General features: G+C 68.5%; 11 protein-coding genes. 6 read left to right on the forward strand and 5 right to left on the reverse strand.

Annotated features, from left to right (window positions below; all coding sequences use genetic code 11):
* Positions 1 to 189 precede the first annotated feature (189 nt).
* On the forward strand, positions 190 to 1,755 hold the full coding sequence (locus KEG57_RS25745; protein WP_272427716.1) for an OmpA family protein: 1,566 nt from the start codon (positions 190 to 192) through the stop codon (positions 1,753 to 1,755).
* Positions 1,756 to 1,759: 4 nt separating this feature from the next.
* Complete coding sequence (locus tag KEG57_RS25750; RefSeq protein ID WP_272427715.1) at positions 1,760 to 3,466, forward strand: tetratricopeptide repeat protein; 1,707 nt, start codon at positions 1,760 to 1,762, stop codon at positions 3,464 to 3,466.
* Positions 3,467 to 3,470: 4 nt separating this feature from the next.
* Here the strand turns inward: KEG57_RS25750 and KEG57_RS25755 are convergent, their stop codons facing one another.
* Together KEG57_RS25755 and KEG57_RS25760 are read right to left on the reverse strand one after the other, a co-directional pair.
* On the reverse strand, positions 3,471 to 6,947 hold the full coding sequence (locus KEG57_RS25755) for an Npt1/Npt2 family nucleotide transporter (RefSeq protein WP_272427714.1): 3,477 nt from the start codon (positions 6,945 to 6,947) through the stop codon (positions 3,471 to 3,473).
* Between the two features lie 179 nt (positions 6,948 to 7,126).
* Entirely contained in the window at positions 7,127 to 8,026 is a 900-nt protein-coding gene (locus tag KEG57_RS25760; protein WP_272427713.1) for a 1,4-dihydroxy-2-naphthoyl-CoA synthase, read from the reverse strand.
* Between the two features lie 238 nt (positions 8,027 to 8,264).
* On the opposite strand from KEG57_RS25760, the gene KEG57_RS25765 reads away from it, so the two are divergent.
* Both KEG57_RS25765 and KEG57_RS25770 read left to right on the forward strand, forming a co-directional pair.
* On the forward strand, positions 8,265 to 9,416 hold the full coding sequence (locus KEG57_RS25765; protein WP_272427712.1) for a hypothetical protein: 1,152 nt from the start codon (positions 8,265 to 8,267) through the stop codon (positions 9,414 to 9,416).
* Complete coding sequence (locus tag KEG57_RS25770; RefSeq protein WP_272427711.1) at positions 9,416 to 10,228, forward strand: MXAN_2562 family outer membrane beta-barrel protein; 813 nt, start codon at positions 9,416 to 9,418, stop codon at positions 10,226 to 10,228. The genes KEG57_RS25765 and KEG57_RS25770 overlap by 1 nt, the downstream gene beginning before the upstream one ends.
* A gap of 7 nt (positions 10,229 to 10,235) precedes the next feature.
* On the opposite strand, the gene KEG57_RS25775 is transcribed toward KEG57_RS25770, so the two are convergent.
* Entirely contained in the window at positions 10,236 to 11,054 is an 819-nt protein-coding gene (locus KEG57_RS25775; protein ID WP_272427709.1) for a hypothetical protein, read from the reverse strand.
* A gap of 33 nt (positions 11,055 to 11,087) precedes the next feature.
* On the opposite strand from KEG57_RS25775, the gene KEG57_RS25780 reads away from it, so the two are divergent.
* Positions 11,088 to 13,568 (forward strand): pentapeptide repeat-containing protein, encoded by a 2,481-nt coding sequence (locus KEG57_RS25780; RefSeq protein ID WP_272458864.1) that lies wholly within the window; start codon positions 11,088 to 11,090, stop codon positions 13,566 to 13,568.
* A 1-nt stretch (position 13,569) separates the two neighbouring features.
* Here the strand turns inward: KEG57_RS25780 and KEG57_RS25785 are convergent, their stop codons facing one another.
* Complete coding sequence (locus KEG57_RS25785) at positions 13,570 to 13,890, reverse strand: transcriptional regulator (RefSeq protein ID WP_272427707.1); 321 nt, start codon at positions 13,888 to 13,890, stop codon at positions 13,570 to 13,572.
* 104 nt (positions 13,891 to 13,994) lie between these two features.
* Here KEG57_RS25785 and KEG57_RS25790 point away from each other — a divergent pair, with 104 nt between their 5' ends.
* Positions 13,995 to 15,977: a hypothetical protein gene (locus KEG57_RS25790; RefSeq protein WP_272427706.1), complete on the forward strand. Its 1,983-nt coding sequence runs from the start codon at positions 13,995 to 13,997 to the stop codon at positions 15,975 to 15,977.
* On the opposite strand, the gene KEG57_RS25795 is transcribed toward KEG57_RS25790, so the two are convergent.
* Positions 15,978 to 16,142: a hypothetical protein gene (locus KEG57_RS25795; protein ID WP_272427705.1), complete on the reverse strand. Its 165-nt coding sequence runs from the start codon at positions 16,140 to 16,142 to the stop codon at positions 15,978 to 15,980.
* Positions 16,143 to 16,563 lie beyond the last annotated feature (421 nt).

Raw genomic sequence — 16,563 nt, forward strand, 5'->3', positions numbered from 1 at the left:
CTACGGTCTTGCAAACGTCGTTCCGCGCCGTGATCCCTTGGACGGGCGAGGGGCGGGATCGTTGCTGCGCCTCGTGATCTCGGCCCGCGGGGCGCTCAGAGGTCGGGGCGCGAACCTGCCTGCGCAGGATCTTCGTTCCGATGCAGGTCCCAGTTCCAACGGCCCCTGCAGTGCATGTAAGGTGGCCCCGTGCGTGCACGGCAAGGATGGGCAGGGCTTTTCGCGTTCGCGATGGGCTTTTCCCTCGCGGGCGCTTCATCGGCCCAGGAAAACAAGGCCCGTCTCGACGAGGGCATCCGCATCGACCAGCTCCAGCCGGCCTCGCCGGAGAGCCCCTTCCTTCGTGCGCTCGGACCTCACGAGAAGGGCCCGAACACCATCGAGTTCGCGTTCGGCCTGTCGTTCGACTACGGCATGGGGCTGCTCAAGGCCGTCACCGTCGATGGGCAAGGCGGCGAGAACGTCGCGGCGACGCCCGTCAAAAACGCGCTGCTCGCGCACGTCGGCGGCTCGATCACGCCGCTGCCCTGGCTCACCGTCGACCTCGCGCTCCCCGTCGCGCTCTTCATCAACGGCGACGAGCCGTTCGACAAGTACGGCGTCCTCATCCGTCAGTCCGAGACGTTCGGCGTCGGAGATCTCCGTGCAGGTCTCCATTTCCGTCCGGTCGACACGAAGGCCTTCACGTTCGTCGCGGGCGCACGGTTCTGGGCGCCTGTCGGGTCAACGGCGTCGTTCCTCTCGGACAAGAGGCTTCGCGCCGAGGTGGATCTCGGCATTGCGAGCGAGAAGGACCGGCTGCGGTGGGGTTGCACGGCGTTCGTGTCGCCCCTGTTCTTCATCGATGTCGCCGGCTCCGACGGCGAGCGGATCGCGCTCGCGTGCGCCGCGCAGTTCCGCGCCGCGTCGTTTCTGTGGGTCGGGCTCGAGCCGAGCTTCGCGATGTTCAACCAGACCCACGCGTCCGTGGACGCGGGCAAGGATCCTCCGAGCTCGATCGATCTGCAGATCGAGCCGCTCGCATCGGTGCGCATGGCGTTCGGCGGGATGCAGATCGGTGTGAGCGGCGGGCCCGGGTTCGGCGGCGCCGCGGGCGCGCCGGGCTTCCGCGGGGTCCTGAGCCTCGCGTACGTCGGCGGGGGACGGCCCAAGCCGGTCGCGCCCAAGGGGCCGCCGGATGGCGACCTCGACAAGATCCCCGACGCCGAAGACGCCTGCCCTGCCGAGGCGGGGCCCGAGAACGCGGATCCGAAGAAGCGCGGCTGTCCGTCGAGCGACAAGGACGGCGACAACATCATCGACGAAGAGGACGCTTGCCCGCAGAGCCCGGGCGTCAAGCACGCGAGCGCCGAGGCGAACGGTTGTCCGGACGTCGACAACGATCAGCTCCCGGAGCCCGTGGACAAGTGCCCCGTGGAGCCGGGGCCGGCGCCCGAGGGCTGCCCGAAGTACGCGCGGCTCAAGGGAGAATCGTTCGAGATCAAACCGCCGATCAAGTTCAGCACGGGCGATCAGCTCACGCCCGAGGGGCAAGCGGCGCTCGAGGAGATCGCGGCGACGATGCGCGCGAACCCGAAGATCGAGCAGGTCAGCGTCTCGCTCGGCACGAAGGGCGTGAGCGCGGACCTCAGCGATCGGCGGGCGCAGGCGATCATCTTCGTGCTGCGGTCGGGTAGCCTCGACTCGAACCGCTACGAGCTCGTCCTGCGCGACGATCTGCGTGCGGGTACCGTTCAGGCGCGCATCATCAAGTAGGACCATGACCCGAGCGAAGGCAGCTCTGTCCCGCGGCGCGCTCGCGCTCGTCGCGGCGGCTGCCTTCTTCGGGCATGCGCGCGCGATCGGCGCGGGCTTCGTCTTCGATGATCGCGGCGCGATCCAGGAGAACCCGGTCGTGCAGGGCGACCTCGATCTCGGGGCGCTCTTCGGCTCGGATTTCTGGGGGCGTCCGCCGGGCGAGGGGCCGGGGACGTGGCGGCCGCTCGTCGTGCTCTCGTTCTGGCTGAACAAGCACATCACGGGCGGGTTTCACGAGACGAACCTCCTCTTGCACGCGGCGACGTCGGTGGTGCTCGCGCTCGCGCTTTCGCGGCACACGGGGCGGACGACGTTCGCCGTCGTCGCGGCGATGGTGTTCGGCGTGCTCGGCGTCAACACGGAGGCCGTGGTGGGGCTCGTGGGGCGCGCGGACGTGATGGCGGCAGGGCTAGGGTGGCTCGCGTGGTTCGTCGCGGGGCGCGCGGACGAGCCAGAGGAGCCTCGGAGCAGCCTGTGGGCGGCGCTCGCGTTTGCGGGGGCGCTCGCCTCCAAGGAGTCCGCGATCGTCTTTCCGCTGTTTCTTTTCCTGGCCGATCGGCTCCTCGCGCCGCCGGGGCGCGCGCCACGGATCCTTTCGGCGCGGTACGGTTCTCTCGTCGCCGCGGCGGTCCTCGTGATCGCGTTGCGCACCGTGGCCTTCGCGTCGCCGCTCGCCGCGGTTTCTCGCGAGCTCCAGGCAAACCCGCTGCTCGCCGAGGGATGGGGGCCGCGGATCTTTACCTCGCTGCGGCTGTTTGCCATGGCGCTCGGCAAGATCGTCCTGCCCGTGGGTTTGTCGGCGGACTACTCGTACGCCGCGATCCTGCCCGAGCACAGCCCGTTCGCGCTGCCTGTCCTCGTCGGGGCGCTCGTGCTCGTGGGACTCGTCGTGCTTTCGATCCGCCTGCGCCGGCGAGAGCCGCTCTTCGCGCTCGCGGCCGTGATGGTGCTCGTGCCGTGGATCGTCATGAGTCAGCTCCCCTTCGTGCTGCCGACGATCTTCGCCGAGCGGCTGCTTTATCTGCCGGCCGCGGGCTTCGCGCTCATGGTTGCGCGGATCGGCGAGTGGATGCTGGAGCGAACGCCGGGGGGGCTCGTTTTCCCCGCAGCATCCGCGGGGAAGGGGAAGAAGCGCGCGGCGCAGAAGCGGCCGAAGGTGGAGCCGGCGAACCTGCGCTCGTTCGTGCTCGTGCTCGGCCCCGTGATGCTCGCCAATCTGGCGCTCGCGTGGAGCCGCGCCGCGGACTGGGAGAACGATCGGACGCTGTTCGCGTCGGCGATGGAGGTCGTGCCGAGGTCGGCGCGGGCGCATCACAACTACGGCTCGGCGCTGCTCAACGAGGGCAAGTCCGCCGCGTCGATCGCGTCGTTCGAGCGTGCCGTCGAGATCCTCCCGACGTGGTCCGAGCCGCACGCGCAGCTCGGGGTGGCGATGCTCGACACGGGGCGCGTGCGCGAGGCGGAAGAGCACTTCCGCAAGGCCGTGGAGCTCGATCCGGACTCGACGAAGGCCGTCTTCAACCTCTCGGTTTTCCTCGCCCGGCAAGGCCGACTCGAAGAGGTGCGGGCGAACCTCGCGCCCTTCGTCGAGCGTCACCCGAACCGCGCCCGCGAGGCCGCGCTACTCCGTCAAATCGAGGCGGATCTGCGTTCCCCGCAGCGCCCCTGACGCTTCATTCGTCGTCGTCCCAGCTCCGACGCGCCGCCGCCGCGTCGCCCTCGGGCGGCGGTTTTTCTCCCGTCGGGTTCGAGCTTTTGCGCAGCCGCGCGAGCTCGTCTTCCGCCATCGAGAGCCGGCGATCCGCCTCGCGTAGCCGGCCGCTCACCACGCGCAGGACGCCCATCGCGATCTCGGCCGTGTCGTGCACTGCAGCGCTGAAATCCTCGCCCGACACGCGCAGGAGCTCCACGGGTTCGAGGCTCACCGCCGTCGCGGCGCGGGGCTCGCGATCGATGATCGACGTCTCGCCGAAGACTTCGTTCGCACCGAGCCGCACGACCTCCTTGCCCTCGACGCGCAGGCTCACCGAGCCCGAGATGATGAAGTAGAGCGCGGCGCCCGAATCGCCTTGCCGGAAGATCACCTCGCCGCGCGGCAGGCCGAGCACCTCCGAGGTCCGCGCAAGGCCCACGAGCTCATCGCCCGAGATCTTCGAGAGGATCGGGACACGCTGCAAAAAGAGGACTTTTTCGATCGTCGTGTACATGCCGTCTCCCGCGTCGATCCCGCTCCGCCCCGTCCTCGCAAAGTACGCAGCCCACCGCGCGACGACCCGATCCGGATCCGCCGAAAGGGCCCGGAGTTTTTCCTCCGCGCCCTCGGCACGCGTCTCGACCACCGCGATCGCCGCAGCCTCGCGCACGAGCGGATCGGGCGCGTCGAGCGCGACGAGCGCGTCCTTCGCGCACGCCTCGATCCGGTGCGCCGCGACCGCTTCGAGCACGAGCGCGGCGCGGTACGGGTCGTTCGACTGGAGCTCGGATCGCACGAAGGTCACGACGTCGTCCGTGCTCGGAGCCGCGCCGCCGCGCGGCAGGCCCTCGGCGAGCTCCAGGTAGCGCTCGAAGAGCGCGACGAGCCGCGCGCCGCGCCGGCGATCGAGCAGCGATTCGAGCACCTCGAAGGCGTTCGCCCGGAGCGAGCGATCCTTGCCGAAGACGTGCGTCCGCACGCCGGCCACGACCTCGCGCGGGTAGACGAGCTCGCAGAGGCGCAGGATGCGGATGAGGCCCTTGCGCAGGCGGCGCTCGACGTGCGCGTCGAGCAGCGGGCGCGCGAGGCGAGGGCGGACCAGGAGGTAGGCGTCACGCTCGCGCTCGTGCGTCTGGGCTTCGCGTTCGATGCGCTCGCGGATGGGCTCGAGCGGCGCAGGCGGCGCACCAAGCGCGAGGCGCAGCCGCGAGGCAGAGGCGAGCACCTTCTGCCTGACCCGGTCGTCCGGTTCGTCCACCCGATCGAGCAGCGCGGCGAGTGCGGCGCTCGTGCCGATCCGCGAGAAAAGTCGTGGGATCGCGAGGCGCACGGTCGCATCCGCACCCGGATCGGAGAGCGTCGCCACGAGCCGCGGGATCGCGCGATCGCCGAGCGCCACGATGGCATTCGACGCGGCCTTCCCGAGCGTGTGATCGGCGAGCGCTTCGCAGAGGAGCGGCAAGAGCTTCGGCGCGGCTACCGTCGCCGAGGCCGAGAGCGCAGCCTTTCTGACGGCCGGATCTGCGTCGGCGAGCAGCCGCGCGACCGCGCGTTCGAGCTGCGGTTGTCCCACCAAACCAAGCACCCGCGCGGCCGTCACGCGCTCGGCGGGATCCTCGCTGTCGAGCAGATCTCGCAGCCTCGGCGCGCCTTCCAGCATCCCGCCGAGCCCGCCGTGACGGAGCAGCGCCGCGATCGACGCGGCCCGCACGGCCTCGTCACCCCCTCGCGTCGCGAGCGCGCAAAGCTCCTCGTGTGCGTCTTCGCCGAGCGCGTTCGCCAGGAGCTCGACCGCGATGCCTCGGACCTCGGGATCGGTATCTTCGAGCCGTTCGCGGGCCAGCGTCGCGGCGTCGGGGTGCCCCACGGCGCGGGAGGTGCGGAGCGCCGCGGCCCGCACGCGCGACGAGACGTGCCGCGTGAGCGCGGGCAGCGCCTCGCGGACGCGCGCCGGATCGAGCTGCCGCAGCCGATCGAGGGCGAAGAGCACCTGCGGCGCATCGAGGCTCGACAGCGCCCCCGCGAGCGCGGCCACGGCCCTGCCGCCGCGCTGGGGCATCTCCGGCGTGAGCTTGCCGCGCAGGAGCGTCCCCTGCATCGCCTCCACGTAGCCGCGCCGCACCGTGAGCAGGAGCGGCAGGATCGTGAGGCCGATCGGCAGCGTCACGTAGCCGAGTTTCGCCGCGGCCGTGATGAGCGAAGCTCCCGGCTGTGCTTCGTTCGCCGAGGGGCTGAACGCGAGCAGCAGCGCCGCGCCGACGCCGCAGCCGAGAGGCTTCATGATCGCGGACGCGAGCGTTCGCACCCGATCCCGGAGCGCCGCGGGGAACGGGAAGAACAGGATCTGCAGCGTCACGTCGAAGATCGAGAACTGCAGCGCGTTGTCGCTCGCCTTGAGCACCGCCGCGAGCGGCATCGAGGGGAAGGCGAGGAGCAGCGTCGTGCTCGCGAGGAACGCGATGGGCATCGTGGCCGCGCCGCCGAGCACGCCCGCGCGATCGAGCATCCGCGGCGTGACCACGAGCTGGACGAAGAGCCCGACGATCCCGATGACGCCGTAAAACGTGCCCATGAACCGCGCGAGCGAATCGCGGTCCGGGTACGACGTGCGGGCGATCGCCTTGAACTGGTAATCGCCGACCGTGAGGATCGTGTAGACGACCAGGATCGTCACGGCGAGGGCGCCGACGTACCGCGAGTTGAAGAGCGGCGTCTGCTCTTGCTTTTGCGCGTTCGGCCGATCGTCGGCGCGGCTCCGCGAGGTCGTGCCGTGCCTTCGCGCGACGATGCGGCAGAGGAGGGCCACGCCGAGCAGGGCCGCGACGAGCACGAAGATGAGGTTTTCCGCGCCGATGATGGGCGCGATCGCGCCCGCGCCGAGGCCCGAGACCACCGTGCCCGCGATGTGCCCCGCGCCGATCAACCCGAAGATCCGCCGGGCGCTGCGCGCGTCGTAGAGGTCCTGCGCGATGCTCCAGGCGAGCATGCCGGTCAGGTTCGCGATGACGTCGGCCCAGATCGCGAAGATCAGGTACGCGGGCCCGATGTCCTCGCCGATGAGCACGCGGAGCAGGACGTAACTCGCGGCCGCGCCGAGCGCGAACACCGCGCCGAAACGCGCGCGCGGCAGCTTCCGGAGCCCGCGCTCGTAGCCGAAGGCCACGACGGCCGAGACCACGCCGTACGCCATCCACATCGGCGCGATCCACGTGACGGGAAAACGCGTCAAAAAGAGCGCGTCGCGCGCGGTGCGGCCGACGACGAGCAAGAGGGCGGACAGGAAGAGCAGCGTCGACAGGAGCACGACGCGCTCGACCTCGGCCCGGCTGAGGGCGATGCCGAGGAGCGACGACGCGGCGGCGTGGCGCGCTTTGTCCCGGTTCGTCGCGACGGTCCCCTGGCTCGGGCCTTCGTGCGGCAAGGACGGGGATGCGGTCGGGACGGGAGGTTCGGCCACGTGGCGTGAAAGGGTAGTATACCGTAACGAGACGGTCGCCTTGGTAGGCCATGGTGGGCGCCCGGCTCCCGATGTCGGGGCAGGCCCGAGCCCGGCTGTTCGTGTTCAGGACGACCGGGCGAGCGCGACTGTGGCAACTGGGGATACGTTTTTCGCGACGAACGCGCCGTGACGCGCCGTCAATAATGCCAGGGGAATTTCTTGTAATCGGGTTTGCGCTTTTCCAGGAACGCGTCGCGGCCCTCTTCGGCCTCCTCGGTGCCGTAGGCGAGCCGCGTCGCCTCGCCGGCGAAGAGCTGCTGGCCCACGAGGCCCTCGTCCGGGAGGTTGAAGCCGTATTTCAGCATTCGCATCGCGGTCGGGCTCTTGCCGTTGATGAGCGCGCCCCATTCGAGCGCCACCTTCTCCAGGTCCTCGTGCGGCACGGCGGCGTTCACCATCCCCATCGCCGCAGCCTGCTCCGCCGTGTAATCGAGGCCGAGGAAGAAGATCTCCCGCGCCTTCTTCTGCCCGACCTGACGCGCGAGCAGCGCCGATCCGTAGCCGCTGTCAAAGCTCGCCACGTCGGGATCCGTCTGCTTGAACCGCGCGTGCTCCCGGCTCGCGAGCGTCATGTCGCAGACGACGTGCAGGCTGTGCCCGCCGCCCACGGCCCAGCCCGGCACGACGGCGATCACGACCTTCGGCATGAAACGAATGAGACGCTGCACCTCCAGGATGTGCAGTCGGCCGAGGCGCGCCGCGTCCACCTCGCCGGCCTCGCTCCCCTCGTATTTGTACCCATCCTTGCCGCGAATTCGTTGATCGCCGCCCGAGCAGAAGGCCCAGCCGCCGTCCTTCGGCGAGGGGCCGTTGCCCGTGATGAGCACGCAGCCCACGTCCGACGTGATCCGCGCGTGCTCGAGCGCCGTGTAGAGCTCGTCCACCGTCTTCGGCCGAAACGCGTTGCGCACCTCGGGCCGGTGGAAAGCGATACGCACGGTGCCCTGGTCCACGGCGCGGTGGTAGGTGATGTCCGTGAACGAAAAACCCGGCACCTCGCGCCAGCGCGCGGGATCGAAGATCGCTGAGACGGTCATGGAATCGAGCCTCCTCGCGGCCGCGACCCTACACGTCCCCCGCGGCATCCGCCACAGGCCCTCGCGCGTGTTGTCAACTTGTCACGCGTGGCGCATCCGTCCGGCCAACTCGTCACGCGGAGGGCTCCGTCCGGATGGAATCGCCCGCGCGCAGCAGGATTTGCTCCGTGGCACGAGCTGTGCTCAAACACGCGGGATGGATACAGCTTCGTCGGGTCTTTTGGACGGGAGGCGGCGCATGTTTCGCTCGGCGTGGGCAGCGCTTTTGGTCGCGGCGGGGGGGCTCACGAGCGGCGCGGCGGAGGCGCAGACGGTGGCGCTCCAGTCGCAGCAGCCCGTCGTCCGGACGCCCCAATCGGACCATACGGCCACGCCCTGGGACATCAACCGCGAGGAGTGCCTGGACCCCGAGGACACCTTCACCTTCAACCTCACGTTCTCGGGGTTCACGAGCTCGTATTCGTTCGAGGTCTGGGGCACGACGACGGCAGGGATCGATTGCAAGGATCCGATGCAACGCACCGGCGCCGCGCCTCAATGCTTTCAGCTCAATCCATCGGAGCTCCCTCAAGCGAACCCCAAGGACAACATCGGGAAGGTCGTGCTGACGGCGCAGGAGATGGTGGCCGTCGATCAGGACCCCGACGTCCAGGCCTGCGCGGAGAACAGCATCACGGGGGCGGAGAAGGCGCTCGCGGTGCATTTCATGCTCTTCGGGAGCGGCTCGGTGGTCGCCAGCGCGACGTGGTCGAAGACGAAACTCGACCTCTGGGGGCCCGCTGCCCCGAAGAACGTGTCCCTGACGCAGGGGGACGGTGGCTTCGAGGTCGACTTCGATCCTCCGACGGACACCGATTTCGCGGGCGTCGCCGTGTATTGCGCCAAAGGAAACGCCCTCTTCCCGAGCGGTCAGACCATCAATGGCGGCGCGGGGGGGAGCGGGGGCGCGGGCGGGAGCGGGGGCGCGGGCGGCGCGGGGGGGAGCGGGGGCGCGGGCGGGAGCGAGAGCGCGACGTGCACGAGCCCCTTCGCCGCGGGGCAGCGGCCCGATCCCACGTGGACGCCTTGTGGCACCACCAGCAAGGTCTCCGATCTGGAGAACGGCGTCACCTACGCGGTCGCCGTGGCGGCCAAGGATACCCGTGGCAATGTTGGACCGCTGTCCGAGGTGCACTGCGTGGCGCCCATCCCGGTCGACGATTTCTTCGAGGTCTACAATCAGCTCGGCGGCAAGGGCGGTGGCCTCTGCTCCGCTTCGGCTTCGCCCAGCTCCCGGGCCGCGGGGCTCTTCGGCGGCGCGGTCGCCCTGTCCGCGGTCGCGTTCGGCTTGCGACGGCGCAGGAGACCGCAAAGAGGCGGACGCGGCGCCGGCAGCGAGGGGGCGTCGTGATGCGGACGAAGATTTTCGCTTCGGCGCTCGTCGCCCTCGCCGCGCTGCTCGCCGCCGAGGGCGCGGAGGCGCAAACGACGAGGCGGATCCGCGATTCGAACTGGCGACAGAGCGAGCGCGGGAGCGTGCAGCAGGGCAGCCCTCAGCGGTTCGCGCTCGAGCTCCGCTTTGGCCCTTATTATCCGGCCGTCGACGACGAGTTCGGCGGCGATGGCCCGTACAGCAAGTTCTTCGGCGACAAGGGCCGGTTCCATTTCGGCGCCGAGTTCGATTGGCAAGCGCTGCGCATTCCCTGGGTCGGCTCGCTCGGACCTGGCATCGGCCTGGGATACACCTCGGCGTCGGGCAAGGCCTTCCGCGAGGGGACGTACGACGCGCCCGACGGGGCGTATTATTATGACGATCGGCGCGTGGGCGAGACGTCGCTCACCATTCTCCCGATGCACCTCTCGGCCGTGCTCCGCTTCGACGAGCTCTTCCGCCGCACCGGGATTCCGATCATTCCTTATGGCAAGATCGGCTTCGGTGCGGGCCTCTGGTGGGTCGACGTCGGGGATGAAACGGCAGAGGTCGGGACCGGCGATGACGCCGTCAAGGGCCGCGGATTCAGTTATGGCGTGCACTGGGCGCTCGGCGGCATGCTCGCGCTCGACTGGCTCGGCCGCCGCTCGATGGCCGCGCTCGATCAGGAGTCGGGCATCAACCACGTGCACCTTTTCGGCGAGTGGACGAACCAGAACCTCGGCCTCGGCGCGAATCAAATGAAGGTCGGCACCTCGACCTGGACCGTGGGCCTCACGCTCGAGATGTGAACACGCGTCAGGGGGTTTCGAGGGCCCCGGGCGTATACACGAACGGCTTTCCGTTCGCGGGATCGACGAGCCCCTCGGTGTACGCCTTGATCTTGGCGTCGCCGAGGAGCTCGGACCAGTGGCGGATCCGCGCTCGGGCGCGGTCGATCTCGGGTGTTTGGATGCTCCACGCCCTCGCCCGGAGCAACGCGTCGGCGTAATGGCGGACCAGGGCGGCCTCGGTCGCCTGGAGCCAGTTTTCCCGCGCGGACTGGAACATCTCCTCGCGCCTCCGGCGGAGCTCCTGCGACATGGAAGCGAGGTTCGGATCGCCGCTCGTCGCGGCCTTGTCGAGCAACTCTTCTTCTTTGTCGGTGTAGAGTTTTACGCGGGGCGGCTCGGCGCCCGCGAGGCGCTGACGCAGGACGTCGTAAAGGGCGGCTTGCTGGATGCGCGCGCGGATCGAAACGACGCGGGGCTCGGGGCGCACGGCGAGCCAATCGAATTCGCTGCTGAGGCTGTGGACCACGGCGAAATCGTCGTCGTACGCCTTCTTGACCTCCATGATGTTGCCCGCGTAGGGCTCGATCGCCCGATCGATATCGAGCCGCCGGGGGATTCTCTTCACGATCGCGGCGTACACGCACGCGGGCTCGTTCTCGTCCTCGGCCTTGCCGGGCGGGCAGGCGGCGTCGGGAGCTTCGGCTGCAGGCGTGGTCTCGGGGGCGGGATCGGCGGGGGTGTTCGTGGTCGCCGCCGGCGCCGCCACGCGTGGCTCGGAGGGCGTGGGTGTGGCGCAGGCCGTGGCGGCGGTCGTGAGTGCGGCGAGGAGGAAGGAGCGTCGCACGATGAGCCGAGTATACAGCTTGACGCCGCGTGCGTGCTGGGCGAATGCAATTTCGTGGGCAGCGATCTCTACGATGTGAGCATTCGATCCTACCGGGAGTGGACGCGCGACGAGGCCGAGCGGCGCGCCCTCGCGCTCGGGCCGAATATCGAGACGGCGGTGCGCTTCTTCGACGAGGAAGGTCCCTTCGTCGAGGCGCGATTCCACGTGAAGAGCATTCACCCTGATGCGCCGATCGCGTGGGATCACGGCTTCGTGGTCCGGCTCTTCGACGAGGCCGTGCTGGAATGCGAGGCGCCTGCGGGCGAGACGTTCGGCTACGAATGCACGCCCCTCGCCCGCGAGATCCAGACCCTTTGGAAGATGAAGTTCGAGTTCGACAAAAAGAAGAAGCTCCCCGTCCTCGTCGCGGACGTCCTCGTGAAGCAGCGCGGCTCCGGGCGCAATCGCAATCCGATGGGGGACACGGCGGAGTTCGTCGCTTTCTTGCCGAAGCGGCTCGCGCCGAACATCTCGAAGCTAGGACATTTCGCGTCGCGTGCTTGGTCCGGGCCCACGTGGAGGCAATGTGAAGACGAACCGAGGACGAAACGGCCGCGGTTCGCGCATGTGTTTCCTGTTCGCCGCTCGTTCGTCCTGGGAACGTCGCTGGAATCCGCGATAGGCATCGTGCCCCGCGCCGAGGGAGGCGTGTATGTGCTGACCCCGCTGCTCCTCGCCGCGGTTTCGCGGAACGGCGAGGTCACGCCCGTGTTCGAGGTCGGAGCGGTGAGCGGGGGCGCCGTCGCGAAATCGATCGCCGTGGATAGCGCGGGGAACGTGTGGATCGGCACGGCCAAGGGATTGGTCCTGCGCGAGCGCTCGGGCGAGGTGACACGTTTCGGGGCGAAGCACGGGATCAAGAGCGCGGTGGGCGTGGCGATCGGGCCGGATGGACGGGTCTTCGCCGGAGGAAAGGACGGGCTTTTCGTCCGCACGGAGGCGGGAGGGTCGTGGTCGCTCGTCCATCCGGACCTCGAGGGCGAGGATATTCGAACCGTGCATGCCGGCGAGGACGGCACGATATGGGCGACGAGCCTCCGATACGTGTGGAGGGTTCGTCCGGATGGAACCCTCGACAAGATGGGCAGCCGGCAGGGCATCGGTAGCATCAGGCATGTGATTCCGCTCCCGGACGGCTCTGCCTGGGTCATCCCCACCCTCGGGGCCGTCGTCCGCGTTGCCGCGACCGCCCCGAGCGCGACGCCTTGCCCGATCGCGCAAAACCTGGCCCCCGAGGGAGTTTGGGAGGGGGTCGTCAGGAAAAACGGCGCTTCGGTCCTCGTCACGGGAACGGCGCACGTCCTTCGCATCGAGGAGGACGCGGCGCCGCGTTGCTTCGTTTTCGAGAATACCTGCGAGGCGCTGCGCGAGGAGAACATATGGGTCCCCTACGTGTGTCTTTCCCACGAGGGGGACGTGTTCGTCGCGACGGCGATGGGGCTCTCGATCGCGCGGGCCGAGGATCTCGCCGCGGCAACACAAACGACGCCGCTCAATGCGGATCTGCCGCACTTCGCGCATATCGAACCGGTTCGGCTGCAGCCGGGGAGCGACGAGGCGTCGGGTGGGGACGTCGTCGATTTCCAGGGCAAGAACGTCGTGCTGACGGGCACGCTGGGGACGATGATGCGCGCGGAGGCGGAGAAGCTGCTCGTGGCGCACGGGGCGGTGCTGTCGGATTCGGTCGGGAAGAAGACCGATTACCTCATTGCAGGGGCCAAGGCCGGGAGCAAGCTGGCGAAGGCGGAGCAGCTTGGCGTGAAGGTGCTCGGGGAGGATGCGCTCGTCGCCTTGAAACAAGGGAAAGCGGCGCCGGCCGCGAAGGCCGAGGCAAAAGAAGCGAAGCCCGCGAAGGCGCCGCCGCGCAAGGAAGCGGCCGATCTTGCGCGGTTGTTCCCGCTTTCCGATCAGCCCGGCGCGCCCGCGGGAAACCTCGAGCGTGGCCTCATGCGGAGCCTCGCGGAGTCGAGCGTGCCGATGACGCCAGCGCAATGGAAGAAGCTCGTCGCCAAACACAAGAAGTTCCTGGATGCCGGCGGCGCGGGCGGAGTGTTCCATTCGCTGGAGGCGAGTGGCCTGGTCATGGCCGTGTATGCCGGCGGGTCGGGAGGGAAGCGGGACGATCAGGCGAGCTTGCAACGCCATCGGCTCCCGCCCGATTTCGACGCGAAAAAAGCGCGCCTGCCCTGGGCGAGCGGCTGCAGCATGATCGCGGAGAAGGTGGATTTCTCCGGCGCTGATCTCTCGCACGGCAATTACACCGACTCGTTCATGGCCGGCGCGCGTTTCGACGGCGCGAAGCTCGCCGGCTCGGATTTCTCGCGCACGGACTTCACGGGCGCGAGCTTCCGTGACGCGGATCTCTCGGGCGCCGATTTCGAGCACTGCGATCTGCGCGGCGCGGATTTCACGGGCGCAAAGCTCGCCGGCGCGCGGTTCCCGGGCGCGAAGCTCGACGGCGTCATCGTCTGATTCAGGGCTCGACGAAGAATTTCGGCGCTTCGATCCGCTCGCCTTTGCAACGCGGGCAGCGGCTCGGGCGGCCGAAGGCGCGGCGATCCTCGAAGACGTATCCACAGCCGAGGCAGGTCGCGGGGCTCACGCCGAGGGCGCTGCCTTGCCCGGCGAGCGAGCGGGCGACGTGTTCGAGGTGGGCGAGTACGTCCTTCTCGCGGAGCCCGAGCGAGATGGCGAGCGCGCGCGCCGTGGATCGACCGGACCGCAATGCTTCGAGCAGCGCCTGCCGCGTGGTCTCGGCGCGCTCCTTGGGTACGGGCGGCTCCTTTTCCTTCATACGACGACAATTCTACAGGAAGAGCGCACGGAAAGCACGGTCCTCCGTGGGGCGGGCGGCGAGGAAATGCCGGGACGCCCTGATTTCCTGATAGAGTAGGGCTGATGAAGCGCTCGCTCTTCCTCCTCGTCCGGGCCGCGATCGTCGTGGGCCTCGGGCTCGGTTCGGTCGCATGTTCCTCGAACGCCGAGGAGCCGCTTGATTGTCCGACGATCTCGCCGCCCGCAGGCGCACCGAAGCTGCTCGGGGCCGATTGTGATCCGCTGGTCCCGACGCAATGCGGCTATCCGTTCCCCTCGAACGTGTGGCTCGAGGACGATACGAGCAGGCCGACGGGGAAACGCGTGGCGTTCGGCGCGACGACACTCCCGGTCGCGGCGGGCCACGGGCCGCTGGATCCGGAATGGTGGGCGCCGAGTGATGGGTTTTCCCCGGGGCAGCCGGCGTTGACGCACCTGCCGGGTGCGACGATCACGGGATTGCCGACGCAGGATTCGATCGAGCTCTCGCTGTCGGACACGTCGCCAACCGTGATTCTGGATGCGGAGACGGGCGAGCGGGTGCCTCATTTCTCGGAGCTCGATCAAAGCCTCGTGACGGAGGCGGACGAGGAGCGTGCGCTGCTCGTGCGGCCGGTCGTGCGTCTCGCGGACGCGCGGCGGTACATCGTGGCGATCCGGAACGTGGTGGACGCGGGCGGCAAAACCATTGCGCCGTCCCCGGCGTTTCAGGCGCTCCGGGACGGGACGGGGTCGTGTGAGCCTTCGGTCGAGAGGCGGCGCGAGCTTTACGGCGATATCTTCGCGCGGCTGGAGAAAGCGGGGATCCCGCGGAAGGATCTTCAGATTGCGTGGGATTTCACCACGGCGAGCCGCGAAAACAACACGGCGGGGCTCGTGGCGATGCGGGACGACGCGCTCATGAAGGTGGGCGCGGAGGGGCCGGAGTACACGCTGACGAGCACGGAGGAGTTCACGGAGGAGGAAAACCCGCGGATCTGGAGGCGGCTCGTCGGGATGATGAAGGTGCCGCTGTACCTGGACGCGCCGGGGCCGGGGGCGTCGCTCGTGCGGGGGGACGATGGTTTGCCGAAGCAGAACGGCTTCGCCGAATACGAGTTCGTGGTGCACGTGCCGCACGCGGCGAAGCAGGGGCAGAAGCTCGCGCTCATCCAGAATGGCCACGGGCTGCTCGGCTCGAAGTTCGAGGGGGGCGACGGATACCTCGGGGAGCTCGCGAATCGGCACGGATACGTGGCCTTCTCGGTGGATCTCGTGGGCATGGCCAGCGAGGACGTCCCGAGCATCACGGACGCGCTGGTGACGGACGCGGGGGCGTTCCGGAAGAGCGTGGACCGGCAGCACCAGGGCATTCTGAACAGCCTTTTGGCGATGCGAATGATGTCGGGCCGCTTCGTGAACGAGCCGCTCTTGCAGGTGAACGGCGAGAGCGTGATCGACCCGGCGCAGCGATTTTACCGCGGCGATAGCCAGGGCGGGATCTTCGGGACGACGTACATGGCGCTCTCGACGGACGTGATGCGTGGGCTCGTGAGCGTGCCGGGCATGCCCTACACGATGCTGCTGGATCGGAGCACCGATTTCGCGCCGTTTTTCCTGTTCCTGAAGGGCGCTTACGGGACGGGCCGGAACATTCAGCTCGTGGAAGGGCTGATGCAGATGTTGTGGGATCGAACGGAGCCGAATGGATACGCGCCGTACATCCGGGAGAACATGCTGCCGGGGACGCCGGCGCATGATCTTTTGATTCACGTGGCGATCGGGGACTACCAGGTGTCGCCGCTCGGAGCGCACATCCTGGCGCGGACGGTGGGCGCGAAGAACCTGGCCCCGGTGAATCGAACGATCTGGGGTGTGGACGAGGCGCCGGCGCCGCTGTCAGGGGCGGCGATCGTGGAGTACGATTTCGGTTTGCCAGAGGCGCCGAAGACGAATACGCCGCCGAAGGGGGAGGATGATCCGCACGGGAAGGTGAGGGCGCTCGATGCGGCTTATTCGCAGAGCGATGCGTTTTTCCGGACGGGGGTGATCAAGCCGTTCTGCGAGGGGGCGTGTAATCCGGAGTGATCAGGGGGCGCAGAGGCCGCTCTCGCATTTCTTGTTGTAACACTCGATGAGCTGGGTACACGGGTCGCCCGGCCCCTTGACGCAGGTTTTCTGACCATCGCCATCCGGATCTGCACATTGATTGCTTGCGCAGTTGCCGTTGACGGAGCACGGAAGGCCCAGCATGCTCTCGCAGCCTCCGCCTCCGTTGCACGCAAGGTTGTCGGCGTGCAGGCAAGATTCCCCGTTGCCGAAGGAGGGATCCTCTTCGTATTTAGGTGTCCATTCACAAAGGCCAAGCGTTCCGGGCCGATTGCAGCTTTTACAAGGGGCGTCGCACGCATTCGAGCAGCAGACCCCCTCCGCGCAGTAGCCGGTTAGGCAGTCGCTTGGACCGGCGCAGTATTGGCCCTGCGCACACCTGGGACAAAAGTTACCGCCGCAGTCGACATCCGTTTCGTCGCCATTCTTCTTGCCGTCGCTGCAGCGAAAGCAGCTCTTTGTATCGGGATCGCAGAAGCTGCCGCTCGGACCGCAATCGGCATGCGTCAGGCACTGGACGCATGCCCCTTCCGCGTCGCAGAGCTTACCGCTGTTCATGGTGCAA

This window comes from Polyangium jinanense (assembly GCF_028435365.1).